This is a genomic window from Paenibacillus sp. B2(2019) (genome assembly GCF_008370385.1).
In the GTDB taxonomy this organism is placed as follows: domain Bacteria; phylum Bacillota; class Bacilli; order Paenibacillales; family Paenibacillaceae; genus Paenibacillus_AQ.
On record NZ_VTZR01000013.1, the window covers coordinates 399,337 to 425,488 of the forward strand.

Here is a 26,152-nt window from a genome sequence, read left to right on the forward strand (position 1 = left end):
ATTGATGTTATTTAAAAATGACGAATTTCATGTTTTTCCCTTTTAGATACTGAATGATAGCAGGCAATGCCTCTACGGTAATCTTCTTTTCGTGAAAAAGATATACAGCACCGGACGGATCAGTATGATGAACAAATTGAATGACGTCTTCCGGGGTCTTGCGTCTCCAATCCTCGGAATCACGATTCCATAACAATACTTTCATCTGCTGTTCTGTCACTTTGGCTGCTAACTTATCATTAATCGCACCATATGGCGGCCGAAAAACAGTAATCGGCGATTGAATGATTTGCTCCAATGCCTGGTTAGCCTTCGCCAAATTATTCTGATTCTGGTTAGCTCCATTGTCGGTCATCTTGCTATGATCCCACGAATGACTTCCAATCGACATCTGATGTTCACTAGCATACTTAACCGCTTCCACATTATGAGCGACCTTATTCCCAACAAATAAAAAGGTGGCTGCCACCTCATGTTCTACTAGAATATCTACGATTTCTTTCGTATACTTCGACGGACCATCATCAAATGACAAGGCCACGTAACCCTTCGGCAGGCTATAGGTGTATTTATTCCCGGTTAATTTAATCTCCTCATACCGCTGTGTTTGTTCTTGAGGAGGCTCTGTAGGTTCTGGTGTAGGTTTAGAAGGTTCTGGCGTAGGCTCAGACTCCTCTTGCTGGCTAGGGCTCGCTTCTATCTTACCAATAGGAGGAATGAACGGTAGCGAGACTATTTTCTCGATCCCCTCAGCGCTGGCGCCTAGTGAGGGACCTTCCAATCCTTCTGCACGGTCCATATCTTGACCACCCATTCGAAGAGACAACAATATAACTACTAAACAAGCGAACATGATACTCTGCAGTCTAAGTCTTCCAACCCGTTTTTTGCTCTTCTTTCTTAGCCTGCGTGCTGGAGGTATAGAGGGTGGCGTAGTTTCAACAGTAATCTCTTCCTGTACATGGGGATCGTTCACTTGCTTTAATTGAAGAAGCTGAGACACATAATATTCAGAGCAGGCAAAATACATGGTTTCGCTGAAGGTTTGGTTCATAATAATCAGTGTGCTGTAATAACTGTTGCGAAATGGATCCCACTTCGGATACAATGACAATCTCATTCTTTCCCCGAAAAAGGGAGCCAGCGCGTTTAGTTGTTCATATGTAAATTCGTCTATGTTTAGCATGCGTCTGGCATACCCAATATCACGGGTTAAACCTACTTCAATCTGATAACCGGCCTGTTCATGCTCAAGCGACAGCAACTCAATCATTAGAACAGTGCTCGGTTCATTCATTGCCATGAATCTTATGTATCTCCGTTTTCGTCATTTCGTCCCGCCAGTGTGCTTCCATTCCCAAAAGGAACGGTCATACGATTGGTAAAATCGCTGATCATACCGGAGAGATATGCTTTTTCTTGGCGGATCGTATCGTATTTCTGTCTTAAATGCGCGTTCTCAGTTTCAATCCGTCCAAGCTTCTCTTCCAGATCATTCATCTTCTTGAGCTTCTCTGCATGAGCTTCGTTATGCTTTTGGATCAGATTTACATACTTTTGATGCTCCAGATCGATCGTACTCTTTAATTCTTCAATCTCTGCAGTGAGGGTAGTCTGAAGCTCCCGATAATCTTCCAGCACTTGATCGACTTTCAGATTCTTCTCAATCAATTTATGCTCAAGCTCTCGAACGTTCTTCTCTCTTTCCTCAATCACTTTATTGAGATTCTTCATGTCCCGGTTCAAACGTTCAACATGGCTGCTGGAATGAGTCAACCGATCCTGAAGTTCATTAATATTCGTCTCAGCATGCTGTCTGGCCTGAATGATCTGCTCCACGGAGAAGATCAAATCGAGTGATTTTTTATCAAGCGGCGCTTTCCCTGTAGTAACCACTCCTGCTAAAGTCTCGCCAGCAATCTGTTCCTCTACTTCCTCGCCCTGCTCTTCTGATAATTGCACCTTTTGAACCATACCCGGTTTGGACTGCTTATCCACTGAATCTTTCTTTTTAAAAAAGGGAGAAATCATTGATCTTATCACCTCAATTATAAAAAAATGTCAAAAAATGTCGAGTGCCCACGAGTCTATTATAGTTTACTTGTCTTGTCTGTAAGTGAGCCTTTATATCTAACTTTTTGAATTGGATCAAAAGACCTAAATTCTTGCCAATAACAAGAAAAAAGCACCCTTGCGGGTGCTCTGGTTTTAATTAAATTTATCGGGGAATTGTTTAACAATACCTTCGGTTAGTATATCTCCAAACATAATCATATGCTCGAGCCCTTTATCGAAAGCGACGATCTCGGCATCCCAATCCTTTTTAGCTCTAGCTGTCACATCATCCGTTATTAGCTCCAAATGTTCATGAAGCATCTCTTTCAATTGTTCATACGAATATTTGGGATTCTGTGCGCTAAGGAACTTAGCAATGTCGTCAGCGTTGTCATACCACTCTTTATTGTATTTTTCCAAATCTGCCTGATTACCTGCTAGTGCAGCAGCAACTACCTTTCCGGCAATAAGGATATGCTCCCGCAATAATTGAGCTAGCTTATCACCTACTGCCTCACCGTAATACGGCTTATAAACATTCCCTATCTCCTGCTGATTCTGTAGCAACCTTGCCAGTACCTTCTCTTTGTCCTCGGAATTCGCAAAGGCACTAACTATGTAGTTTTTCGTCCATATCACATGGTCGCTCCATAGTTTCCTAAGATTATCCTTAAGCTCTATTACAGAGGGCGTAAAGCATTGCTTGTGTGAACTCTTTTTCTCTTTGGCTGCAGCATCGGCAGTTACAGGCATTACACTAACAACAAGGAACATACACACAAAAACTAACTTCGCAATCAAAAACTTAGGCTTCAATATGACCTATCTCCTTTTAAGCATCTATTAACAATCTTGTATAGTGTGTACCGATGCTCTTATTTCATTCCTATCTTCTTTTACATAAAAAAAAGCACCGTCATTAGACGGCGCCTCTTCCTTAAACTTATCTGAACATCACTTTATCTACATTGTATTTAGACTTCAATTCATTAATGATATACGTTTCGTAGATCTCTCTATGAACGGGGCTCTCGATTAAACTTACATCAATTCTGGTGACCTCGTCCCGATGCAGCTTAATATCAGATACGGTATCTTCAAAATGTTTTTTGATTCTGGGTCTTAGCTTTCTCGCTTTACCTACAAACAACAACTCATCTTGGTCATTGTAGAACATAAAGATACCGCCGTAATCTCTAGGAATCAGATGGAAATCAGTGAATCCGTAGATATTGCTTAACTGCGGGTTGATTTGTTTAGTAATACTAACATCCACATTGGGCATAGTTATGTTGATCATTTTAGCTCACGTCCTCTTTCTATATAGGAGTAAATAGTATCATAAGTTTGCCTTTTATTCTATCTTTCACACCCTTGTTCAAATGGATTAGTGGGAATTGAACCCAAATAACGCTCGTATTTACAACCGTTTAGGATCACAGGTTCTTTGGTTAAATACAGCGTCACATCCTGGATGAAAAATACAATAAAAGTTAATTATAAATCCTCACTGGAAATATTACTAAAAAATATGACATTATTCAGAACCTTCTCACCAAAGGGTTGTGATTTTCCTCATGAGGGTATTATAAATATTAAGGTAGTGTAGAGTTGTGTTAACTTCATGAAAAGAGCAATTAGCATCTAGGAGGATTTGATTCATGTCAGCAACAGACAGGCAAAAAATTGTAGATAGTGTCCCGCAAACCGGATTTTTCGGACATCCTAAGGGACTATTCACACTCTTCTTTACTGAATTTTGGGAACGTTTTTCCTATTATGGCATGAGAGCGATCCTTGTTTACTACATGTATTATGAAGTAAGCAAAGGCGGGCTCGGATTTCCAGAGGATATGGCCCTTTCGATTATGTCTATCTATGGATCACTCGTATATATGTCTGGAATTATAGGTGGATGGCTTGCGGATCGAATTTTCGGGACTTCGAAGGCAGTCTTTTACGGCGGCGTTCTAATTATGCTTGGGCATATTTTATTGGCCATACCGGGGAATGCCACACTATTCTTTGCTTCGATGATTATGATCGTGCTCGGAACCGGACTTCTCAAGCCCAATGTATCAAGTATTGTAGGCGAAATCTACAGCGAACAAGATAACCGCCGCGACGCTGCTTTCAGCATTTTTTATATGGGTATTAATCTCGGCGGATTCATCTCTCCACTGATTGTAGGCGCTGTAGGTATGAATAATTTCCATCTCGGTTTCTCGATTGCCGCGGTGGGCATGTTTATTGGATTAGTTGTTTACGTAGTGACTCGCACCAAAAATCTAGGTCTGGCAGGTACGATTGTACGCAACCCGATTCCAGCCGAACAAAAGAAAAAATTATTTACTTGGATTGGCATTGGACTAGTTGTGCTTGCTGTATTAGTTACGGTCGGCATTCTTACTGGAATACTCACCTTTGAGACATTCATTAAAATCGTAGGGGTGTTAGGGCTACTTATTCCTACAATGTACTTCATTGTGATGTACCGCAGTCCCCAAACAACAGCTGTAGAGCGATCACGGATTCTCGCGTACATCCCTTTATTTATTGCTTCGATTATGTTCTGGGCGATTCAGGAACAAACTTCAACAGTTCTAGCAAGCTTTGCTGATAAGCGTACCCAGTTGGACTTTGCAGGCATACACATTTCTCCAGCTTGGTTCCAATCGCTTAACCCGCTATTTATTATCGCCCTTGCACCTGCATTTGCATGGCTTTGGTTAAAGCTCGGTAACCGCCAACCAACGATTCCACAAAAGTTCTCGCTTGGTTTATTGTTTGCCGGTCTGTCCTTCCTAGTGATTCTGGTACCGGCTTACTTCGGTGGAGCCAATTCACTGGTGAATCCATTATGGCTGGTTCTCAGCTACTTTATCGTCGTCATTGGGGAACTATGCTTGTCGCCTGTTGGCTTATCAGCAACAACCAAACTGGCGCCAGCTGCTTTTACTGCTCAGATGATGAGCATGTGGTTCTTGTCCAATGCTGCTGCACAAGCTATTAATGCTCAGATTGTGAAGTTCTATACCCCGGATACCGAAATGCTGTACTTCGGAGTCATCGGCGGAGTCGCCATTGTGCTCGCGTTAATTCTCTTCCTGTTCTCTTCTAAGATTCAAAATTTCATGAAGGGTATACGATAAATATATAAGGCTGCCGGGATATTCCCGGCAGCCTTTTTTTGAATCAATATTCTAAGCCAGGTCTACACCAGAAACATAGCAACAATCGTTGTAACTATCAGCCCAATCAGCACCGGTTTCACATTGCGTCTAGCGAGCTCAAATGGACTTACGCCGCAAATGGCGGCGGCTGGAATCAATGCCCATGGGATTAGCGTTCCCCCGCCAACCCAAATGGCAGATACCTGACCGAGTGCAGTTAAAGTAGCTGCGTCGGAATGTGTGGCAACAGCGAACAATTTTCCGATGGACCCCGCAAGTGAGATTCCCGAGAACCCCGAACCATCAAGGCCCGTAATGGCCCCTGTTATGGTAGCGGTCACAGCACCTACAGCACCATTTAGAGGTACATTATGCGCCAGAGCAACCCCTAGATCATTAACAATCCCCTGAGATGCAGCAGGTAAGACTTTGCCAAACAATTCAGCAAAGGCCGAATCTCCCAAATAGAAGAATGCCGCAATTGGAATCACTGGACCGAATACTTTAAAGCCAAATGTAAGTCCATCGATTAGATATGAGGTGACTTGCTCCAGTCCCTTATTACGATGTGCGAGCAACGTAACTACAACCAAGATAAATACAGCAGTCCCGCCAACTAAGGCCGTTGCGTCTCCGCCCTGTAAATCCAGCAGAAACATGCCTGCTACATCAGCTAGAAACAGGAGTGGGATAACGATCGCCAGCCATTTCTTCAGTGTGGGAGGAATCACCGCTTGACCCTCGACCGCGTCACTGTCTGCAGCTAGCGCATTCGCGGCATTTTTCCCGGAAATAAGTCCGTCTCGCCAAGTACCGTTCTTCTGATCTCGTCGCATCATCCAATAAGCTGTTACCGTAGTGACTACACCCATCACTATAACAAGCGGAATACTCGCTTCCATGACACTGCTTACCGGAAGTCCTGCCGCATCTGCCGTCAATTTAGGTGCACCTTGAATAATATAATCACTCGACAGCGCAATCCCATGACCGAATAGATTCATCGCAATCGCTGCTCCAAGTGCAGGCAATCCTACACGAATAGCAACGGGCAGCAGCACAACCCCTATCAGGGCCACTGCTGGCGAAGGCCAGAAGAACCATGATGTCACCATCATAATCAAGCCAATGCCCCAAAATGCCATAAACGGCGTACGTAAAAAACGGGTAAGTGGGGCAACCATCGTCTCGTTTATTCCGGTACGTGTTAATACTCTGCTCATGGCTACAATGATCGAAATAATCATAATCGTACCCATTAGCTCCTTAGTTGCATATACAAAAGAGTTGAATACGCCTGTGACTGAACCACTAATCGTTTCTGTCGCGAGCCAGCCTAATACAAAGATGCCTGCAATACAGATCATCGTTGTATCCCGCCGCTTAATCAGAAGTGCCATAATGAACACGATGAATGCCAAATATACATAATGGAGCGCTGTTAATTGGATGCCCATCTCTGAACCACACCCTTCTCCTGCTTACAAGTGCTATATGTTATGCAGAATTGTAGGCTAATGTTCGGTAGAAATGGGCCATTAAATGTTTATCATTTAAATAGAAAGAGACGCTTTTGCTAATGTAAAAAAAGCCGCCCCACGCGTAGATAACATCTACGCATGAGACGGCTTTCTTAGTATTGCCTATTAGAAATTTATTATTTAGCCACGACTCCGCCATCAACTGGCAGCTCAACACCTGTAATGTATGAAGCTTCATCGGAAGCCAAGAACAATACAGCTTCAGCTACTTCAGAAGCACGTCCAACGCGTGGCAATGCAGTCTGGGACATAAAGAAGCTATGCATTCTTTCATCATTTACAAATTCAGCACTCATTGGAGTTTCGATAAAGCCTGGGTGAACAGAGTTCACGCGAATGTTATCTTTACCAAAGTCTACAGCTGCTGCTTTACTCAGCATACGAACGGCACCTTTAGAAGCTGTATAAGCGCCGGCACCGCTGCTGCCAGTCAAACCTGCGATGGAGGAGATATTGACGATGGAACCACCTTTATTGTTCTTCATTTGAGGAACAACATGTTTCATCCCAAGGAATACGCTGCTTACATTAATGTTCATTACTTTGTTCCATTGATCAACAGTGGATTCAAGCAATTGAACTGGGAACGAGATCCCTGCGTTATTTACCAGGATGTCGATTTTTCCAAATTTGCTAATCACATCTTCTACAACTTTGACCCAGTCTTCTTCGGAAGCTACATTATGTGCATAAGCTGCGGCTTGTCCACCATTGGCTTCGATTTCTTTTACAACTGCTTGTACAGCAGCTTCGTTAATATCAGTTGCTACAACTGTAGCACCTTCTTTGGATAATAAAAGGGCTTCTTCACGACCCATGCCACTGCCTGCACCTGTAATAATTGCTACTTTATTAGTTAGACGATTCATAATTAAGTCTCCTCTATAATCGTATTGTGATATAATAATTCGAGTGATGATAGTCACACTATCACTGTGATATTAATCATATCATTTTTACGAAATAACTACAACCTCTCCTTGCTTAATCCAATAAACGGTGGATATAATACTAATAATTAAAGAACCTAATTAAAAAATGGAAGGGTCTATCCCTCATGAATCCTAAAGCACGCTATGAAAAAGAACGATCTGACGGTAAACAGCAGCGATTATATACGATTCTCGAATCCGCAGAACGAATATTCTCGCAAAAAGGAATTGAAAAGTCGACGATGCAGGATGTCGCAAGCGAAGCAAATATAGGGATTGCGACGCTGTTTCGATATTTTCCCAGAAAAGAAAAGCTCATCGTGGCGGTGGCCACCCGGATGCTAGAGCCAATGCTCGATTACTTTAAGCATGTAGCTGACTTGCCACTTACCTGTCTCGAAAAGATCGAGATGTTATTTGACTTCTTTATTCAGGATCAAAATCATTTAAGCATTATTTTTATGGTCAATTTTGAAAGCTACGCCTCTCACTTAAATGAGCCTGTTGAGGACGTTCTGGATTTCAATGCATTAAACCGCAAGATTTGGCATGAGTACTCCAGGATCATTCAAAATGGGGTAGAAGACGGTTCTATTCGCGCCGATCTCCCTGTGAAAGAGACCTTAATCACGCTGATGAACAGCTTTGCTCTCTTTTCCAGAAAGCTAACGATGAAAGAGAACATCCTCCTGCTAGAATCGGATTTAGACTCCGACAAGCAGCTTGAGCTTCTTAAACAAATCTTTCTAGAGCATTTAAAAGCCTAAAAAGCGCCAGTTTCCTTATGAGGGGAACTTGGCGCTTTTTTGATCATAAATTCGATTGCTAGTGAAAAGGACAGGTGGCCACAGGTGATCGCTGATAAAGGAAACGAGGGCTGTAATCATATTCTTTCAGCTTACTGTCATGCCAAATCGGTGTAGACGACGGAGACATAGGGGGGATCAGCCATGACCAGCGTCCTGAAACCTGACGTCCATGTCCCTGCTCCTGCTCTTGAAATCTCACAAATTGATCAGCTGCTGTATGGTGATCAACGATACTGACCCCAGCTTGCTTAAAGGAATGCAGTACTGCACGATTCAACTCAAGAAGCGCCCGATCCTTCCAAAGCGTTGTGTTACTGGAGCGGTCAAGTCCCATCAGATCAGCTACAGCCGGCAAAGTGTTATATCTTCCAGTATCCCCTAAGTTACGTGAGCCAATTTCGGTCTCCATGTACCAGCCGTTAAAAGGAGCCGCGGGGTATAGAATCCCGCCAATCTCCAACTGCATGTCCGAAATGATCGGTACAGAATACCAGCGAAGCTGAAGCTCTGCAAAACGTTCAATTTCAGGATGAGTTAACGGTACCTCTTGAATGAGGTGTTGAGGAATAGGAAATACATGGGGGTGCCCATTACCTATGCTGATCACTAGCGGCAATACATCATAATTGCCCCTTGTTCCCTGCCAGCCTAGTTGTTGGCACACTTTCGTAAATTCATCCGATGCCGGATCACCAGCGCGTTCATGTTCAGCATCACCAGGATATCCCGCGTAACGAATCAATTGATGGTTCCAAATCCGGATTCTCCGATCAGGAGCTTCCCCGCTGCGGAAGACCGTGATAAGTGGACGAATACGTCCTCCATTATTCGCCTTTTCCAGATGTCGCAGCAAAGCTTCAGCAATATCCTCCTCGGTCTCTGCCAGACGTTCATCCATCAGCTCAATGGATTGCCAAAAGAGGCGGCCAATGCAGCGGCTATTATTTCGCCAAGCCATTCTCGCCCCATGAGCCAGCTCTTCCGTTGTATGTGTGTAACTCCCGGATTGATTAATTTCTTCTCGTACGGCTTGGATGCGTTGATCCATCTCAGCTTCAGTCTTATCAAGTTCAGCGTAACATTGTCGAATGAAAGCCTCCGCCTGCCGGGTTAACTCTTCTATGTGCATGCCATTCATATCCTTTATCCTCCATCTAAGCCATGCTAGAACTCTCGTTCCAGTATACCACCCACACTCCTAAGCTACATCCTTAGGGGAATAGCACATGAGAACAACCCGTGAAGCTTATTCGCTTCACGGGTTGTAGCAGGAACATCTAGCGTTCTGAACGTTTCCCTTGCGTCTTCAATGCAGCAAGCCTGCTCTTATCCTCGGCCAGCAGTTCTTCAGCCAACTCCACACCTTGAGGACCTAACGAGGCACGAGCTTGCTCTACCGCCTGTTCGGTATGCGCCAAACGGTTCTCAGCCTGTGCCAAAGTCTGTTCTGTTGGATGACTAAGCGCCTGAGAGACAGAGAAATGAAGCTTGCCTAAAGCATTTTTGGCTTGAGTTACATTGTCGTTCGCTTGCAGACTGGAATCGGGTTGTTTCATAAATGAAATTCGCTCCCTTCTGAAATGCGCCTGTTCTCTTCTAGCATGGTTTAGGATAAGTAACTTTATGCATACACCCTACTGGATGATGGATTGCATGAAAGTAGTCATTTCTTTGCTGGCCTTATTCAAGCGCTCAATTACCCCGCTGAATTCAGTGACCAATTCTGCTTGTGCGTGTGAAGAAGCAGAGATCGCTTCAATTTCTTGCTCCATTTGCTTAATGGACTTTTGAACATCACTCAGTGATTTTTCAATATTATGGGTTGCTTCTTTAGTGTTAACGGACAGTTTGCGCACTTCCGTAGCAACCACCCCAAAACCTGCCCCTTGCTCTCCTACACGCGCGGCTTCGATTGCCGCATTCAGCCCAAGCAGGTTCGTCTGCTCAGAAATCTCACGAATGAAGCCGGCAACCTTATTCACTTCTTGTGATTCCGTTACGGCTCTACGCGTATTATCTAATATTTGCTGCGAAGTAGCTGATAATTCCTGAGATTGGGCAGCTACGCTCTGCACCATCTCCATTAGATGACTGCTTATCTCATTAATCTCATCTGTGAATCCTTCAAGCTTATTCTCGTTCTCTAGTGTATAGGCAATGGCAAAAACCCCGATTACATCATCATCCGTTCCGTAGATAGGTACACATGTTGAGATTACAGGAGCTCCATAAATTTCTGCTGGGATTCGGTTAGAGCTTGCTATACCTTTCAGTCCATTTGAAAGCGACAGATCTTCAGGAGGGATAGGGTTACCCTTAACCAATCCGAGATCAATAACTTTACTTGGTGCGTAATAATGGAAGATCTCCCTGTCCGTGATTCCAATCATAATATCCTGCGAGTGAATCTTTTTGAAATAAGGTGCTGCGAGGACTAAGGCATCGATAATACTCATCTCTTCATCTCCCATATAAAAAATGTATATGTAGTTTTATCGTCACAATGGGTTATTAAATGAATATTGTCATAGTAGAGTAACAATCCCCACGTATGATTTGTTTATGAATACTATTAGCAGACGCCAATTTCTGAAGAAAAGTGCTCAAGTGTCGCTCGGGCTGCTTGGAACCGCAAGTGCATCCGGCATTTATTCACACTGGGTTGAACCCTACTGGCTTGAAGTTAAACATATAGATATAAAGCTTCCTCTACTCCCTCCAGCATTCGATAGATTTCGTATCGTTCATTTCAGTGATTTACACTTAGGCGTGTATACGAAGTCCGAAGCCTTAACAGAGTTAGTACAGCAAATTCAACATGTAAATCCAGATCTGATCTGCTTCACAGGGGATCTACTAGATCATTCTGTCGATTATATTTCTGAGGCTGTGGACATCTGTTCACAGTTGCGGGCACCCTTTGGACAATATGCTGTGTTAGGTAACCACGATGCTTTTGGCACTAGGAAAGCTGTGACGAAAGGGTTAACGCAATCTGGATTCCACGTACTTCATAATGAACATATTGTCTTAAAAAAAGATGCGGAGGCGCTTTATCTAGCTGGAGTGGATGATCCGTGGGTCGGCAAAGCAGATATTCATCAGGCGCTACGCCATATCCCTGATAAGGCATGTACTCTACTCCTTGCGCACGAGCCTGATTTTGCCGATGAATACAGTGATCTTCCCATAGATCTGCAATTGTCCGGCCATAGTCATGGAGGACAGGTGCGTCTCCCATTTGTAGGTGCCTTGTATACCCCGCCGCACGGCAGTAAATATTCAAGTGGATTATACCAGCTCCCAGATAGTCGACTCCAGGTCTACACCACACGCGGAATTGGAGTGACTCGTATGCCTGTACGTTTTAATTGTCGTCCCGAGCTTACCGTAATTACTTTAAAGTCCTCATGATTGTGTCAAAAATTAATAAATGGTTAAAAAGTATATACCTTTTGCACGTCTATGCAACAACACTGTAACCGTGTTTGTAATCAAATCTATTTGGGGCCTAGGTATAATTGTAGGAGTGATAGATAACATCAAAAATCATAATGAACTACATAAGCCCATCATTGGAGAGGAGAAATTAAATCATGAACAAAACTATGAAATGGACGTCTGCTGTATTAGCAACTGGAGTATTATTTGGAGGTACTGGACTCATCGGAGGGAATTCTGTTCAAGCTGCAACTACCGGTACAAAAACAGTCAAACAAGCCGTTCAGCAGCCTTCTGTGGTGCTTAAATATAAAGGCCAAGTCTTAACGCAGCAAGGAAAAATCGTAGACGGAAATACGATGATCCCTTTAACTGTATTGCGTGATGCCTTCGGCCTTGCTATTCAATACAATTCAACCACAAAGACTTACAGTGTAAGTAGTGACTCGGTGAAGCTTAACATGGAGGTCTCTGACTATGGCGTCAGTACCGATTTGAACGGATATTACATTTATAGCATGACCGGAAATCATGAAGTGAAGATGATCAACGACCGCTTATATGTTCCATTCAAACTGTTGAATGATTATTTAGGTGTTCAAGGCGTATATAATCCAGCCCAGAAATCACTTGAACTTAGCAAAAAGGTGATGAATGACATCAAGATCACCTCTGTTACCTTAGACAAGAGCAATAAGAATGCTAGTATTAAAGTACAATATCCAAAGATCAGCGGTCTGACGGATGAAGTACAAAACACGATTAATGCTGCCTTCAAAAAAGAGGCTGAACTATTCGCATCAGAAAGTGAAAAAGAGGCTAGCCGCAGAGATGGTACAATAGAGAATAAATATGACTACTCTCAAACTTATGTTGTCACCTTTAACCGTGAAGGCGTACTTAGTATTGTAGTCGATCAATATGGTTACAGCGGTGGAGCACACGGCGGTACCATGCGCGAGGGACATACCTTCTCGCTGAAGGATGGTAAGAAGATAGAGCTTAAAGACCTGCTAAAGGCAGAACCAAACTACAAACAAAAACTAGATAAAATGTTGAAGGAAAGCACCAAGGATATTGCTTTTCCGGAGTCAACTGGTGGACTCACAGATAAACCAGCCTTCTACGTCAGTGAAAGTGGCTTAGCTATCTTCTATCAACAATATGAAATCGCACCTTATGCAGCTGGAATTCCTACCTACACCTTTAATTTCAGCTCAATACTGCCTAAAGGCACCGATCCATTTGCTTCTTTCAAATAAACACTAACGCAAAACAAAAAGCGCTTCAGCCAATCGGCTGAGGCGCTTTTTGTTATCTATATTATTCTTCTAAACTGCCGGCAGGTCCAAAAAATTCAAAATGAATTCTGTCATCAGGTACCCGCCATTCCTTGAGCGCCTTATATATGACCTTCATAAATGGGGTCGGCCCACAGAAATAGAATTCAGAGTTCACATCTGCTATTTCTTGAAGCCAAGAAAGATCAATATAACCAGATCTATTGCACTTGTCGCCTTCTCCTGGAGATTCATAACATACATAGGACCGAAGAGAAGAATGAGATTGTGCTAACTCTGCCACCCTATCTTTCATAGCATGCAGACTTCCATTGATGGCTGCATGAATATAGGTTACCTCGCGTTCTGGCTGTGCAGTAATTATTGTCTCCAGCATACTTACCATTGGGGTTAAGCCCACCCCCCCACTGATTAGAACCACCGGAGTGTCACTGCGCTGATCCAGTGCGAAATCGCCCGCTGGAGAGCCCACTTCTAATATAGAGCCCACTTGGAAGAAATCATGCAGATAAGTGGATACGACGCCCGCAGGTCTGCCTATCCCTTCACCTTCCCGTTTAACAGTGATACGGTAATACGCCTGTCCCGGAGCACTGGACAAACTGTAGTGGCGAATATGGGAATATTCTTCCCCCTCGGGCTGAACACGAACCGTGATGTACTGACCCGGGGAATAAGAGGAGATCGCCCCTCCATCCTCTGGAGACAGGTAAAAGGAAGTAATATGCTCACTTTCACTAACCTTCCGAGTGACGACAAAGTTTCTGAATCCACTCCAGCCCCCCGGAGCTTCCGCAGCTTCACGATACTTTTCTGCTTCCACACCAATGAAAGCATCTGCAATCACACCATAAGCCCTGGCCCATGCATCTATAATTTCTGGTGTTGCCGCATCACCAAGCACTTGCCCAATTGCAGCTAACAAGGTCTCACCCACGATCGGATAATGCTCAGGCAATACACCCAGTGCTCGATGCTTCTCTGCAATCTGTTTTACCACCGGTAAGATATTCCCTAGTTGATCAATATTCATAGCCGCTGCTAGGACTGCGTTAGCAAGCGCTGTCTGCTGTCTGCCTTGCCGCTGATTGGCATGATTAAATATATTTAATAGCTCTGGATGGTTTTCAAATAACATGCCATAGAACGTCGTAGTAATGGTTGTTCCATGAACCTGTAATACAGGAACTGTTGATTTTATAATAGCAATCGTTTGTTGATCTAACATATGAATACCCTCTCTCCTGCAATTAGATAATGCCTCTATAAAAAGCATATAGAAGCTGCAAATGAGCGAGTGTGCGCTGAATCACTTTAAAATTTAATAAAATGTGAACAAACAGAAAATGCAATGATATCCATCACATTCGAATGTCCAATCCAAAAAAAAGCTGTCCAAGCAGCTCAGGTAGCTACCGGACAGCACTTTCACTCTTATTTTGCCAGCTCCACAAAGCCTTCTCCGAACACATCTCTTACATCGTGAATCGCGATAAAAGCCTCTTTATCAATCGATCTTACGATTTTCTTAAGCATGGTTACTTCCTGTTTGCTAATGACAATATAGAGCAGCTCTTTGGGTTCTTTAGTATAATACCCTCGGCCATATATGACTGTGACCCCTCTATCCATGATTCCATTAACTTGTTCAGCAATTTTGTCCTGCTCCTTGGATACAATCGTAACGGCCTTCTTAGGATTCACTCCCTCAATAATGAAGTCCATCACCTTAGTCGCTACATAGAGCATCACAATCGTAAACATCAGACTTTGAACACCAATGATGAAATACGAAGCAAATACTACAACTAAATCGACTAGAAGAAGAGCGTAGCTAACGTTCCAATCCAAAAATTTATGCAGGATTCTGGCGATAATGGTTGACCCTGCGGTCGTTCCACCCACACGTATGATCATTCCGATACCCACACCAGACAAGATGCCTCCAAATATTGCATTGATGATCAACTCATCGCTGGCGATATGCCAATTCTTCGTAAGAATCAGGAATAACGAGTTAAAAAACACCGCAATAATCGTGTATACTGTCGTCGTTTTGTCCAGAAATTTATAACCCACAATCAATAATAAAGCATTAAGAATTAAGCTAACAATACCTGGTGACCACTGATACAAATAGTATGTAATCATAGTCAGTCCCGTTACCCCGCCTTCACCGAACTCGTTCGGAATCACAAACAAGTTAACGGCCAAGGAAAACAGCAATGCTCCTACAATGATGGAAACAATATCCGAAATACGCTTTTTCATACCATGCCCCTTCTATCCTCTGTCTATATCTACCATCCACAAATACTAACACCGCTTCGATATAGTTGTAAACAATCCAGAAGAAACCAGCATTCTATATATGGCGTAACCGACTACCCCACCGCAAGTGTTTAAGATCAGATCATCCACGTCAAAGGTGCCGATATACAATACTAATTGTGTAACTTCAAAGCTCAGACTCAGCGCAAAAGAGAGCATGAAGACCTTTTGAAATAACCTTACTTTTTGCGACAACAGCATAGGAACAAAGACTCCAAACGGAATAAACGCAAGAAGATTGCCCACTAAATTAAGTGATGAAAAAGGATCTGAAAGTGACAGATGCTCTATCCCCCGCGAGATCTCTTTAAAGGGTACATAGTTGCCCTGTCGCTTAAAAATTCTGTCGGGATGCTCGAGCATACGCCCTGCCTGTTCCCAAAGTGATTGCAAGCTAAAAGGTGCGCCTTTAAATACGATAATTCGAATCAAGAAATACATATAGACAATAAATACGGCTGCCAGCAATAATTTCATAGTAGACTCGCTCTTAGGCTTCGTACTCATCAAAATGTAGTGACAATTACGCCATCCATATTATCGCCCGACGTTTTATATTGCCCTTCCTTTGGAATCTTAATACTTGTATATCCTGATACTGGATAATAGTTCACCGTATATGTTTTGCCGTCTACAACCGTTGAAATTTCACTATTCTCCTTCAAAAGATCTAAATATTGTTCCAGCACGATCCCCTTCTCCTGAATGATCGCACTGTGCGGCAAGCCGACATAACGGAAGTGCCAAGGTTCATATTTAATCCCCGTAATCTCCGTTTTGTCTTTCGGATAGCGTAGAATAAAGCCGTATTTCCACGCATTCTTTTCCAGCCATTTGCCTTCAGGTGCTTTGCTCATTTCCGATTGAGACGATCCGATGTCCAGCGATAATCCTAGATTATGCTCGCTATATTGTGCTGGCAGAGCATAGTCTGAACCTTTTTCGGCATACAATTGCTCTTGCTCCTCAAAGTCCCTGTACCCACTGCTAATTAAAAAATGATTCACGCCATCCTTCTCAGCAGCCTTGATCATCTTAATGAATTTATGTGCTACACTTTCAGACAACCGAATCGAGGTATCTAGTAATCCATAGCCCTGAACTAGATCCTTCTGATCAAATAAGGTCACAATATCAGACTTCACGCTGTCCTCATGTACCGGATATTGTTTGTTCACCAGCAATAAATCCCCTTGATATACCTGATCTTGCGTAACCACCTTTAAACTATCGCTATCTCTAATCGATCCCTTCTGGATCTTATCATTCTTATCAGCTAAATTACCCGTATCCGGTAAATATTGAGCGGCTGCGTAACCAAGAAATAATACAACGATCACCAAAAAAACCCACTTTTTCATCCGTAATGTCCTCCCATTTCCTTAAGGCGTTTATGCTTGATAGGAATAGAATAACGAAGACACTTTAAAGAAAAAGCAGGACAATTATAAAGTTTTTCTTAAAATGTATAAGAGCTCACTAGCCTTACCCAGTAAAGGTATATCCTACACCCCAGATTGTCTTAATAAATTTGTTCTTATTGATGTCTTCACCGAGCTTTTTGCGCAAGGTACGGATATGCACCATAACCGTGTTGCCACTCTCATAATAGGCTTCTCCCCATACCTGCTGGAAGATACTCTCCGCGCTAAACACCTGCTTAGGATGGCTCGCCAATAAATGCAGAATATCAAACTCTTTTGGAGTTAGGTCTATTACCTCGCCGTAAAGAGTGACGGTATGTTCATCTGGTGAAATCGTCAACCCACCAACTTCAAGGACCGACTTAAGAACGGCTGCGGGCTGACTGAATTGTATAGAGCGCCGTAGTTGAGAATTAACGCGGGCGACTAACTCCATGGGATTGAACGGCTTGGTCATATAATCATCTGCGCCCATGACAAGTCCCGTGATCTTATCCAGATCAGAAGTCTTCGCACTTAAAAAAATAATCGGCAGATGATGCTGCTCCCGAATGTGACGGGTTACCTCATAGCCATCCAGCCCTGGCATCATAATATCCAGAATCGCCAAATCTATCGTTTGGGACTCAATAGCTTGTACCGCTGCACGCCCATCGGATACTTTAATGATATGATACCCTTCTTTTTGCAAATGCAAAGCCACCAGATCCGCAATCTCCGCCTCATCATCCGCAATTAAAATCGTAATGCGCTTCATCTATATTTCACCCCTGTAGGTTTGTGCTATATAATCTACATCCATTATACCCCAAACTTAAAAACCACTCCTAGGATGGAGTGGTTTCGATGAAATCTATGAGGAATAAATAGAACTGTTGTAATATTATTTATTATCTTTATGTCTGCAAATAATCTTTTTGATGAAGAAATGTCTAGTTAGAGTTCAGTACTACTGGCTTGCCGATACAGCTCACGACTCTTATAACCAGCCTGTAGAATCTTCTTCATTTCCTCTTTACGCTTAGCTCTTGTTGCCTCTTGTTTGGCACTATAGACATATCGAGCCCAGTCTTTGCGGTATCCCGGGGTAAGCGATTGATAGATGGCTAGAAGCTCCGGTGTATCTTTCAGATCTTCTTCCACATTTGGAATGAAAGAAATATAGTCATCCACAGATTGACTTGGGGTATTGGAAAGCTGACCTTTCCCCTTAGCGTCCTCTTTTAACCCCACAACTGTAAAGACATCATCCAAACCTACCATGCGTGCAAATTTAATATTGCTTGTCCCGATGTAGCCATTCTCATCACTGCCCAGACCCTCTAGTAAGTCGTCACGATGAATATAGGTCGGATACACTTTTTTTCCCTTTTTAGGATACGCCACAAAGAGATAGCCATTCTTATGAAGATGCTGTTGCTCAATCACACGGTTCACTAGTTCCTGTAACGACGCCATGTCTAGTACAAAGGCAAATATAAGATCATACGCCCCATTTAGCAAAGTATCATAATCCGTCAATTCCGCTAAATAATCGGAGCCTTCTGGTTTACTCAATATCGCTACTTGGTTGTATTTTTGTAAGTTCAGCTTTTCTACGATGGTTTTAGTCACTATGCTTCATCCCCCAAATGTATTCGGATGCTTCTTCATCGTGATCATTATAGCCTAATCGCTACCCAATCTAAAACATTCTACGGGCCGTCACAAAACGCTTCTTCCATTTCTCACTCAGGGCTTCATAATGGACGCCTTGCTCCTTAGAATACGTATGCAATATCTGATTATTTCCCGCATACATAGCAACATGACCAATGTCGAGACCCCGTGCACTAAAGAACAGTAGATCTCCTTTACGCAGTTCGCTGATCCCAACTTCCTTCCCTTCTTTGGCTTGATTATAAGAGGCGCGTGGCAGATCCACCGACAACACGTTCTCTAATAAATGTGCTACGAAAGAAGAACAGTCAAAGGTAGACGTCTGGTTCGTCGCTGCACCGAATTCATAAGGGGTTCCCAGATACTTTTCTCCATAAGCAAGCAACGCGCTTCCCTGCTTCTCAGCGAGCGACTCACTAGTATAATCGCTATATTTCGGTTTAGCAGATATGTACCCCGTCTTGTTGTCTTGCGTTCGCACTTCTAACCACAAAGCATCCACTTCTCTAACGATATGGACTTTATCGCCTACGGACAACATTTGCTGGACACCTGATTGATCCGATGAATTCGGCGAACTGCGCAGGTTAACCCCATAACGAATCGTTGTATCGTAATTCAGTGCTGAATAGATGCGGACGGTCCGAGTATTAGCCTCCCACTTCACGGTGCTGCCTAGAGCCTCGCTGACAAAACGCAGCGGCATCATCGTATTACCACCGACAACCTGACCCGGAACGGTTAAGCTTAAGGCTTGTCCATTTTTGTTCGCGGTTAAATCTCCTATTTGATAAGTCAGTACCAGCGCTCCCTTAGTGGCCTTAACTGTTTTGGTATCGTTGTTCCATGAAATCTTTGCTCCCTGTTCTTCAAACAGCTTGCGCATGGGAATAAGCGTTGTACCGTTTATGAGCAAGGGCTGAACCTCTAATTCAAGCTGCCGATCATCCAGAAAAACGCCTGTAACCTGATTCTGAGGCGTCACCGCCGCATGGGCTGGAGCTGTATAGAGTATAGATGTAAGCAGTACAAGTAGTGTGGCTTTCTTATGAATCCTCATGATGTCATCACCTCGTTGATTGATATGTTCAATTATTATTACTAAAAAAAGGGTAATTAGTTTTGTTACAATTATTGGGGTTGCTGTCTAACTACTTCTCAAACCATGTGAAAAAGAGGACTGCGGTCACCTTTCGGTGCCACAGCCCTCTTTTTAATCCACTTCAAAAATAGAATCGATAATGATCGGAAGATTATCCCTTACAGAAACAGCGCCCAATACCGAACGAGCATGACTGCCCTTGTCTCCGAATACCTCCAGCATTAAATCCGAACAGCCATTGAGCACTTTATGATGTTCTTCGAATAAGGGATCTGCATTCACAAATCCTTGAATTTTGACCACTCTCTTCACTTTATCCAAGGAGCCTAAAGCTGACTCAAGGACGGCAAGGATCTCTATACCAGTCTGACGTGCAAAATGATAACCTTCTTCGGTGGTGAAGTCTTGTCCCAGCTTGCCTTTGGGATGCCCGGTAGGTCCTTTTCCCGATACAAAACATAATCCATTAACAATAACGTAGTTAGCATATTTTGCCGCCGGTTCACTAGCACTAGGCAGGACAATACCTAATTCCTCAAGTCTATCCGCTATGATTCGATCCGCCACTTCAGTACCCTCCTCCAATCAGTACAACCTCAATAAATTGGTAAGATTATACTGATTAATCCAGAAAGGGTCAATCCTATTTTGCTTCGACCTCTGCTTCCCATCTCGATATCTCAGCTCGAACAATTGGCGCTACTTCAGTACCCAATAGTTCAATGGCTCTCAATACATCCTTATGAGGCATCGTACCTAGCGGTACATGCAGCATAAAGCGTGTAATTCCTACGTGTTTGCGTAGGTGAATAATCTTCTCAGCAACAGTGTCTGGATCTCCTACATACAAGGCACCTTCAAATCTACGTGCCGCATCAAAGCTCGCCCGACTATAATGACCCCAGCCACGCTCACGACCAATCACATTCATGCTAGCCTGTGTAGAGGGGAAGAACATATCGGCCGCAAGCTGATTATCCTCTGCAATAAAGCCGTGCGAGTGTGAGGCAACCGGAAGCATCGACACATCATGTCCTGCTTGGGCCGCCGCTTTCTTATAGAGCTTCACCAGTGGAGCAAATTGCAACGGACTTCCTCCAATAATTGCGAGCACAAGTGGTAGCCCGAGAAGGCCAGCACGAATCACAGATTCCGTATTGCCTCCACTGCCAATCCATACGGGCAAAGGATTCTGAACGGGGCGCGGATAAATCCCCAGATTATTAATGGCTGGTCGGTGATTTCCACTCCAGGTTACTTTTTCGGATGCCGTTATTTTTAACAACAGGTCCAGCTTCTCATCGAATAACTCATCGTAGTCATTTAAATCGTATCCAAAGAGCGGGAAAGATTCGATAAAAGAACCCCGGCCTGCCATGATTTCTGCCCGTCCATTTGAGATTCCATCAAGTGTTGCAAAATCCTGAAATACACGTACTGGATCAGCAGAGGACAGCACGGTTACCGCACTGGTCAGCCGAATTCGTGTCGTCTGTGAGGCAGCCGCAGCCAGCAAAACTGCTGGAGAAGATGCGGCATAATCTTTTCGATGATGCTCACCCACACCGAATATATCTAAGCCCACCTTATCTGCAAGAACAATCTCCTCTACTACCTCGCGCAATCGCTGTGCATGACTTATTAACTCCCCCGATTGAACATCCGGTGTTGTTTCTACGAACGTACTGATACCTATTTCCACTTACGATTCCCCCTTAACTATAATTTTCTCTTCGAGTTGTTTGTTTGATTATAACACAAGTTACGTTCAAGCATAGCTAGGCATTAATGCCTAGCTCCAACTTGTCCAAAAACTCATTTTTAAAATTTGCAGAACATCACTGACAAATAGAGGATTTTGATGAAATATGTTGAAATGATCTAAAACAAGTAGCTCTCATGCATCTCATGCTTGATATAGGAGGGACATATGCTTCAAAGAAATAAACACAAAAATTCCATATCCAAACAAACCTTCAATCCTGTTCGGGGCTCCTTAAAAATCGCCGTAATATATTTTATTGTTGGGTGCTTATGGATCCCTTTAACAGATAAGGCCGTTTCCACTTTTACGCAAGATCCGGAGTGGATAAGACTTATTAATATAATTAAAGGCTGGTTCTTTATCCTCATAACAGCTTTGCTTATCTTTGCATTAATTCTAGGTACTCTGAAACGGATTAAAAGAATCGAGAAGAAACTGGATCTTGCCTATAGGGATAGGGTGAGCGCCCACGAAAATCTAGAGGCCGCCTATGAGGAAATCACAGCTACGGAAGAAGAACTCAGACAGCAATATGATCAGCTCATTGAGAATCAAGAGAAGCTAGCCATGAATGAAGAAAGGATGCATTACCTGGCGTATCATGATCTATTAACCGGCTTGCCCAACAAATTAGCTTTTTATGAGAATGGGCCTCACATCTTGGAACTGAATAACATTGCAGCCTTAATGTTCATCGACATTGATTACTTCAAATATGTAAATGATACGATGGGCCATGAATTTGGTGACCGGCTAATTGTTAAGGTTAGTGAGAGATTGGTGTCCCTGGTTGGGAGTAGTGGGGAAGTGTATCGTTTCGCCGGGGATGAGTTCATCGTTCTTTTATATTCTATTGAGAACAGTCAGTGTATAACTAGTGTAGCCTCTCACATTATTGCCGGTTTTAAAGATGCGATTGAGATGGATGACAGTCTGCTACATGTTAGCCTAAGCATCGGAATCAGTGCTCACCCCGAACATGGAAGTAATATTATGGAACTCCTTAAATGCGCAGACATCGCTATGTATAAAGCCAAAGACGCTGGCAAGGGTCAAATTATTGTCTTTGATCAACCGCTCAATGATACCTTTACTGAGCGAATGAACATTGAGAAGCAGTTGTATAATGCTTTAGAGAAAAATGAGCTAGAGGTATTCTATCAACCCCAGATTGATCTGACTCAGAACAGAGTGACGGGACTAGAGGCTCTTATGCGCTGGAACAACCCTATACTAGGCATGGTCCCTCCGGATAAGTTTATCAAAATAGCAGAAGATTCCCACCTCATTATTCCTCTCGGGGCGTGGGTGCTCAGAACAGCCTGTGCCTTTTTAAAAAGCCTTCATGAGCAAGGATTATCACATCTGACGATGTCTGTTAATATTTCAATGCTTCAGCTACTGCAAAGCGACTTCAATGAGTTAGTTCTAGACACCTTGCAAGCCTCCGGACTAGATCCTGAATACTTAGAGCTAGAGATTACAGAGAGTGTTCTGGTTGAATCTTACGAATATGTGAGCAGTAAACTGACTGAACTCAGAGCTCACAACATCAAAATTGCCTTGGATGACTTTGGTACCGGTTATTCCTCCTTAAGCTATCTTACTCATATGCCGATTTCGACTTTAAAAATAGACAAGTCCTTCATTGATTCCATTCGAACAGGGACACATCAAGCCGTTCTTGTCGAACAAATTATTATGATTGGTAAACGCATGAATATGTGTGTTATTGCAGAAGGTGTGGAGCGAACTGTACAACTCGATTACCTACAGGAGCAAGGCTGCGATAAAATTCAAGGTTACTTGTTCAGTAAGCCACAGTCCGCACAGAGCGTAAAAGAGCTGCTAACCGAGTGGGAGAAGGTTTCGAGCTTAAATGAATAAAGATGAACCTATTTTTTTATATAAGAAGGTGTTACCGAATTGAATGTCATGACATGGATTGACTTATCATTATTCTTCGTTCTTTTCGTTCTATTCATCTACATATTTGTTACTGTAACAATCACTAACTTACATAAGGTTTACTTGACTTTCCATTTCACGATGATGTTATGGCCCTTCTGTCAATTTGCTCTCAAAACTACAGCGGATCCCGATGTTCAATTGTTTTATGTGAAGCTCGCTTTTATTGACTCGATACTGTTAACGATTGGATGGCTTCTTTTTACGATATTTCTCACTGGAAAATCATATCTCCTCCGAAAAAAGAAAACGCTGATCCTATACATTGTCGCAGCATTGATCTTAATTGGAGTGATCGTCAATCCAAAGCAAAGCTTTGTACTGCCAATGCATGGTGGATATGTTGAAAGATCTTATGGTCCGCTTTTTTGGCTGTTTATTCTCTTCTTGATCTGCACCATTATTATTTCTCTGTATATCATCTATTCAGCGCTTATATCGAACGCCACACAGCGGATCAAAAAACAGGTTACTCATGTACTCAAAGGTGTGCTAGTGCTGACTGTATTTGTATTACTGGATGTCTTTCTTAATGTGGTACTGTTTAAATCTCAGCCGGTGATTCCGGGGATGACCTCTCTGGGGATACTAATCTCTGCCATCTTTTTCGTCATTGCCATCCATCGCGATAAAATATTTGATCTCGTAACCATCGCTCATCAGGATATCATTGACACACTCACACTAGGTATTCTTGTACTGGATGATAACGAGACTGTGGTAGAGATCAATCGATCGCTTTTGCCAAAAATCAACCTACAGATCGGTGATCGCTTCGACTTATCGGCGCTAACCCCCCTGGAGCAGACTGCCAGCGCTTTCCGATTGTTTCAACATACATATCTTAAACAGCCCATGGAGAGAAGCGAAGTTGAAGTATTCTACACCTCGCTCCAAGCGTACATCAATATTACAGCGGAACCCATTGTCGTAGGCGAGATCATGGTTGGACGGATTCTCACCTTTCAGGATAGAAGCGAGCTGCATCGCCTCATTGCTGAGACTAATCAGCAGAACGAGATCCTGCAAGAGCGTAATCTGGCATTAATTGAAATCCAGAATGAGCTTTCTCAGACCAACCAAAAACTCAAGCAGATGGCCATAACCGACAGCTTAACAGGTTGTTATAACCGTCATTACTTAACGCAGTACTTAGAACAAGAGATTATAGAAAATATGATATTGAAGCAGCCTTTTGCCATCATTCTACTGGATATCGACTTTTTCAAAACGGTGAATGACAATTACGGCCATTTAGTGGGCGATGTTGTAATTTGCAGCACGGTAGAGGTCATTAAGCAATCGCTAAGGGAGACGGATATTCTGGCACGCTATGGCGGGGAAGAGTTTATCGTTTATTTACCAAATACGAACCACACACAAGCAAACCTCTGGGCAGAGCATATCAAATTCATGATAGAGGCCAATAAAGTACATGTGGATGAGGTTGCTCATTCTGTATCCATCACTGTAAGCATGGGACTACTGTCCATTAATAATTTTGCAGAGCAGTATGCAGAAAGCCCGACCAATCAACTAAATGATTTATTCGAATCTGTGGACAAAGCTTTATATCAAGCCAAAAATGCAGGACGAAACCAAATTGTTGAAATCATAAGATGACACGCCTTTAAATATTACCTAAAAAAAGAAAGAATCAGCCCTACTTCTATCGAAGGTAAGCTGATTCTTTCTTTTATATCTTTTTAACAAATTCGGATTTTAATTTCATAGCCCCAAATCCATCAATTTTGCAATCAATATCATGATCTCCGTCCACTAAACGGATGTTTTTGACTTTGGTACCTATCTTCAGAACAGATGAGCTTCCTTTTACCTTAAGGTCTTTGATTACAGTTACTGAGTCGCCGTCGTTTAATACATTGCCATTGGCATCTTTGATAACCTTTTGATCTTCACTATTCTCAGACTCTGATTCTAATGTCCACTCGTGTGCGCATTCCGGGCAGACTAGTAGACTTCCATCTTCATAAGTGTACTCAGAATTACATTTCGGGCAGTTCGGTAAATTAGACATTGTTTCATTTTCTCCAATCGTAGTTCAAATTCTAGCTGTCTTGCGGCTAATCTTTAAAAGTATATTTCATATTCATGAAGGAATCCACTATATCCAGATAGTAAGCTTGTTCCACGTTTCTTAAAAAAACAAACTACTAAATATTATCTTGTATATATTTTCACAATTGTCTATGATAATAATGTAAAATTTTCATATAAATACGTAGGAGAGTGAACAATGATTAGTCAAAGGAGTGTCGCATTTTCCATTATACTGTCATTAATTACATGTGGAATATACGGAATATTTTGGTTTATTGTTCTAACGAATGACGTAGGAAAGCTAAGTGGAGACTACACATTCACAGGAGGAAAGCATTTTCTTCTAACATTGATTACTTGCGGGATATGGAGCCTGGTTTGGGCCTACCAGATCGGTAAACATGTTGCAGAAGCTCAAAGACAACGCGGCTATCTCGTATCCGATAATTCAGCTCTGTACGTGATCCTCACAATCTTTAGTTTTGGTATTGTCACATACGCTTTGGTGCAATCTGATGTTAACAAATTGGTATAATTTTACGATTCATAGAAGGACACACCCTAAACTATTTTGGAGTGTGTCCTTAAGT

26 protein-coding genes are annotated in these 26,152 nt (G+C 42.7%); 7 read left to right on the forward strand and 19 right to left on the reverse strand.

Annotated features, from left to right (window positions below):
- Positions 1 to 7: 7 nt before the first annotated feature.
- From PAENI_RS12535 to PAENI_RS12550, 4 genes are all read right to left on the reverse strand, one after another.
- Complete coding sequence (locus tag PAENI_RS12535) at positions 8 to 1,303, reverse strand: polysaccharide deacetylase family protein (protein WP_149645459.1); 1,296 nt, start codon at positions 1,301 to 1,303, stop codon at positions 8 to 10.
- Between the two features lie 5 nt (positions 1,304 to 1,308).
- Positions 1,309 to 2,031, reverse strand: a complete 723-nt coding sequence (locus tag PAENI_RS12540; protein WP_042192810.1) for a hypothetical protein — start codon at positions 2,029 to 2,031, stop codon at positions 1,309 to 1,311.
- Positions 2,032 to 2,208: 177 nt separating this feature from the next.
- Positions 2,209 to 2,871, reverse strand: coding sequence for a glycosyltransferase (locus PAENI_RS12545; protein WP_143759242.1), 663 nt, complete (start codon positions 2,869 to 2,871; stop codon positions 2,209 to 2,211).
- 127 nt (positions 2,872 to 2,998) lie between these two features.
- Positions 2,999 to 3,355 carry a nucleotide excision repair endonuclease gene (locus tag PAENI_RS12550; protein WP_042192814.1) on the reverse strand — a complete coding sequence of 119 codons (357 nt, stop codon included), beginning with the start codon at positions 3,353 to 3,355 and terminating at the stop codon, positions 2,999 to 3,001.
- A 361-nt stretch (positions 3,356 to 3,716) separates the two neighbouring features.
- Here PAENI_RS12550 and PAENI_RS12555 point away from each other — a divergent pair, with 361 nt between their 5' ends.
- Complete coding sequence (locus tag PAENI_RS12555) at positions 3,717 to 5,207, forward strand: peptide MFS transporter (protein ID WP_149645460.1); 1,491 nt, start codon at positions 3,717 to 3,719, stop codon at positions 5,205 to 5,207.
- A 62-nt stretch (positions 5,208 to 5,269) separates the two neighbouring features.
- On the opposite strand, the gene PAENI_RS12560 is transcribed toward PAENI_RS12555, so the two are convergent.
- Positions 5,270 to 6,685: a hypothetical protein gene (locus PAENI_RS12560; RefSeq protein ID WP_149645461.1), complete on the reverse strand. Its 1,416-nt coding sequence runs from the start codon at positions 6,683 to 6,685 to the stop codon at positions 5,270 to 5,272.
- A 200-nt stretch (positions 6,686 to 6,885) separates the two neighbouring features.
- Positions 6,886 to 7,638: an SDR family NAD(P)-dependent oxidoreductase gene (locus PAENI_RS12565; protein ID WP_149645462.1), complete on the reverse strand. Its 753-nt coding sequence runs from the start codon at positions 7,636 to 7,638 to the stop codon at positions 6,886 to 6,888.
- A 188-nt stretch (positions 7,639 to 7,826) separates the two neighbouring features.
- Here PAENI_RS12565 and PAENI_RS12570 point away from each other — a divergent pair, with 188 nt between their 5' ends.
- Complete coding sequence (locus PAENI_RS12570; protein ID WP_081382675.1) at positions 7,827 to 8,468, forward strand: TetR/AcrR family transcriptional regulator; 642 nt, start codon at positions 7,827 to 7,829, stop codon at positions 8,466 to 8,468.
- A gap of 58 nt (positions 8,469 to 8,526) precedes the next feature.
- On the opposite strand, the gene PAENI_RS12575 is transcribed toward PAENI_RS12570, so the two are convergent.
- The 3 genes from PAENI_RS12575 to PAENI_RS32945 all read right to left on the reverse strand — a co-directional run bounded on the left by PAENI_RS12575 (position 8,527) and on the right by PAENI_RS32945 (position 10,981).
- On the reverse strand, positions 8,527 to 9,639 hold the full coding sequence (locus tag PAENI_RS12575) for a nitric oxide synthase oxygenase (RefSeq protein ID WP_076285075.1): 1,113 nt from the start codon (positions 9,637 to 9,639) through the stop codon (positions 8,527 to 8,529).
- 148 nt (positions 9,640 to 9,787) lie between these two features.
- Positions 9,788 to 10,066, reverse strand: a complete 279-nt coding sequence (locus PAENI_RS12580) for a hypothetical protein (RefSeq protein ID WP_076284951.1) — start codon at positions 10,064 to 10,066, stop codon at positions 9,788 to 9,790.
- Between the two features lie 78 nt (positions 10,067 to 10,144).
- Positions 10,145 to 10,981 (reverse strand): methyl-accepting chemotaxis protein, encoded by an 837-nt coding sequence (locus PAENI_RS32945; protein ID WP_443189833.1) that lies wholly within the window; start codon positions 10,979 to 10,981, stop codon positions 10,145 to 10,147.
- Between the two features lie 91 nt (positions 10,982 to 11,072).
- Here PAENI_RS32945 and PAENI_RS12590 point away from each other — a divergent pair, with 91 nt between their 5' ends.
- Together PAENI_RS12590 and PAENI_RS12595 are read left to right on the forward strand one after the other, a co-directional pair.
- On the forward strand, positions 11,073 to 11,924 hold the full coding sequence (locus PAENI_RS12590; RefSeq protein ID WP_076298020.1) for a metallophosphoesterase: 852 nt from the start codon (positions 11,073 to 11,075) through the stop codon (positions 11,922 to 11,924).
- A gap of 182 nt (positions 11,925 to 12,106) precedes the next feature.
- Positions 12,107 to 13,213 carry a PdaC/SigV domain-containing protein gene (locus PAENI_RS12595; RefSeq protein ID WP_149645463.1) on the forward strand — a complete coding sequence of 369 codons (1,107 nt, stop codon included), beginning with the start codon at positions 12,107 to 12,109 and terminating at the stop codon, positions 13,211 to 13,213.
- 61 nt (positions 13,214 to 13,274) lie between these two features.
- Here PAENI_RS12595 and hmpA read toward each other — a convergent pair whose 3' ends face one another.
- The 9 genes from hmpA to PAENI_RS12640 form a co-directional block, all read right to left on the reverse strand.
- Complete coding sequence (hmpA, locus tag PAENI_RS12600) at positions 13,275 to 14,480, reverse strand: NO-inducible flavohemoprotein (protein ID WP_149645464.1); 1,206 nt, start codon at positions 14,478 to 14,480, stop codon at positions 13,275 to 13,277.
- A gap of 206 nt (positions 14,481 to 14,686) precedes the next feature.
- A complete protein-coding gene (locus tag PAENI_RS12605) occupies positions 14,687 to 15,523 on the reverse strand; it encodes a YitT family protein (RefSeq protein ID WP_042192837.1) in 837 nt (278 codons plus the stop codon).
- 45 nt (positions 15,524 to 15,568) lie between these two features.
- Positions 15,569 to 16,060, reverse strand: a complete 492-nt coding sequence (locus tag PAENI_RS12610; RefSeq protein WP_188114542.1) for a VanZ family protein — start codon at positions 16,058 to 16,060, stop codon at positions 15,569 to 15,571.
- 29 nt (positions 16,061 to 16,089) lie between these two features.
- Positions 16,090 to 16,944 (reverse strand): M15 family metallopeptidase, encoded by an 855-nt coding sequence (locus tag PAENI_RS12615; RefSeq protein WP_149645466.1) that lies wholly within the window; start codon positions 16,942 to 16,944, stop codon positions 16,090 to 16,092.
- Between the two features lie 124 nt (positions 16,945 to 17,068).
- Positions 17,069 to 17,764, reverse strand: coding sequence for a response regulator transcription factor (locus tag PAENI_RS12620; RefSeq protein ID WP_042192843.1), 696 nt, complete (start codon positions 17,762 to 17,764; stop codon positions 17,069 to 17,071).
- A 179-nt stretch (positions 17,765 to 17,943) separates the two neighbouring features.
- Entirely contained in the window at positions 17,944 to 18,624 is a 681-nt protein-coding gene (locus PAENI_RS12625; protein WP_262495594.1) for a YdeI/OmpD-associated family protein, read from the reverse strand.
- A gap of 67 nt (positions 18,625 to 18,691) precedes the next feature.
- Entirely contained in the window at positions 18,692 to 19,726 is a 1,035-nt protein-coding gene (locus PAENI_RS12630) for a C40 family peptidase (RefSeq protein WP_149645468.1), read from the reverse strand.
- A 153-nt stretch (positions 19,727 to 19,879) separates the two neighbouring features.
- The gene (locus PAENI_RS12635) at positions 19,880 to 20,335 is read right to left on the reverse strand and encodes a RidA family protein (protein ID WP_262495589.1); all 456 of its coding nucleotides are present in this window, start codon (positions 20,333 to 20,335) and stop codon (positions 19,880 to 19,882) included.
- Between the two features lie 76 nt (positions 20,336 to 20,411).
- A complete protein-coding gene (locus tag PAENI_RS12640) occupies positions 20,412 to 21,470 on the reverse strand; it encodes an LLM class flavin-dependent oxidoreductase (protein ID WP_149645469.1) in 1,059 nt (352 codons plus the stop codon).
- A 228-nt stretch (positions 21,471 to 21,698) separates the two neighbouring features.
- Between PAENI_RS12640 and PAENI_RS12645 the strand changes: the two genes are divergently transcribed.
- Both PAENI_RS12645 and PAENI_RS12650 read left to right on the forward strand, forming a co-directional pair.
- On the forward strand, positions 21,699 to 23,420 hold the full coding sequence (locus PAENI_RS12645; protein WP_149645470.1) for a putative bifunctional diguanylate cyclase/phosphodiesterase: 1,722 nt from the start codon (positions 21,699 to 21,701) through the stop codon (positions 23,418 to 23,420).
- Between the two features lie 48 nt (positions 23,421 to 23,468).
- Positions 23,469 to 25,124, forward strand: coding sequence for a histidine kinase N-terminal 7TM domain-containing diguanylate cyclase (locus tag PAENI_RS12650; RefSeq protein ID WP_149645573.1), 1,656 nt, complete (start codon positions 23,469 to 23,471; stop codon positions 25,122 to 25,124).
- 73 nt (positions 25,125 to 25,197) lie between these two features.
- On the opposite strand, the gene PAENI_RS12655 is transcribed toward PAENI_RS12650, so the two are convergent.
- Complete coding sequence (locus PAENI_RS12655) at positions 25,198 to 25,539, reverse strand: zinc ribbon domain-containing protein YjdM (protein WP_042131582.1); 342 nt, start codon at positions 25,537 to 25,539, stop codon at positions 25,198 to 25,200.
- A 219-nt stretch (positions 25,540 to 25,758) separates the two neighbouring features.
- Here PAENI_RS12655 and PAENI_RS12660 point away from each other — a divergent pair, with 219 nt between their 5' ends.
- Entirely contained in the window at positions 25,759 to 26,097 is a 339-nt protein-coding gene (locus tag PAENI_RS12660; protein WP_052404459.1) for a DUF4234 domain-containing protein, read from the forward strand.
- The last annotated feature ends 55 nt before the right edge of the window (positions 26,098 to 26,152 follow it).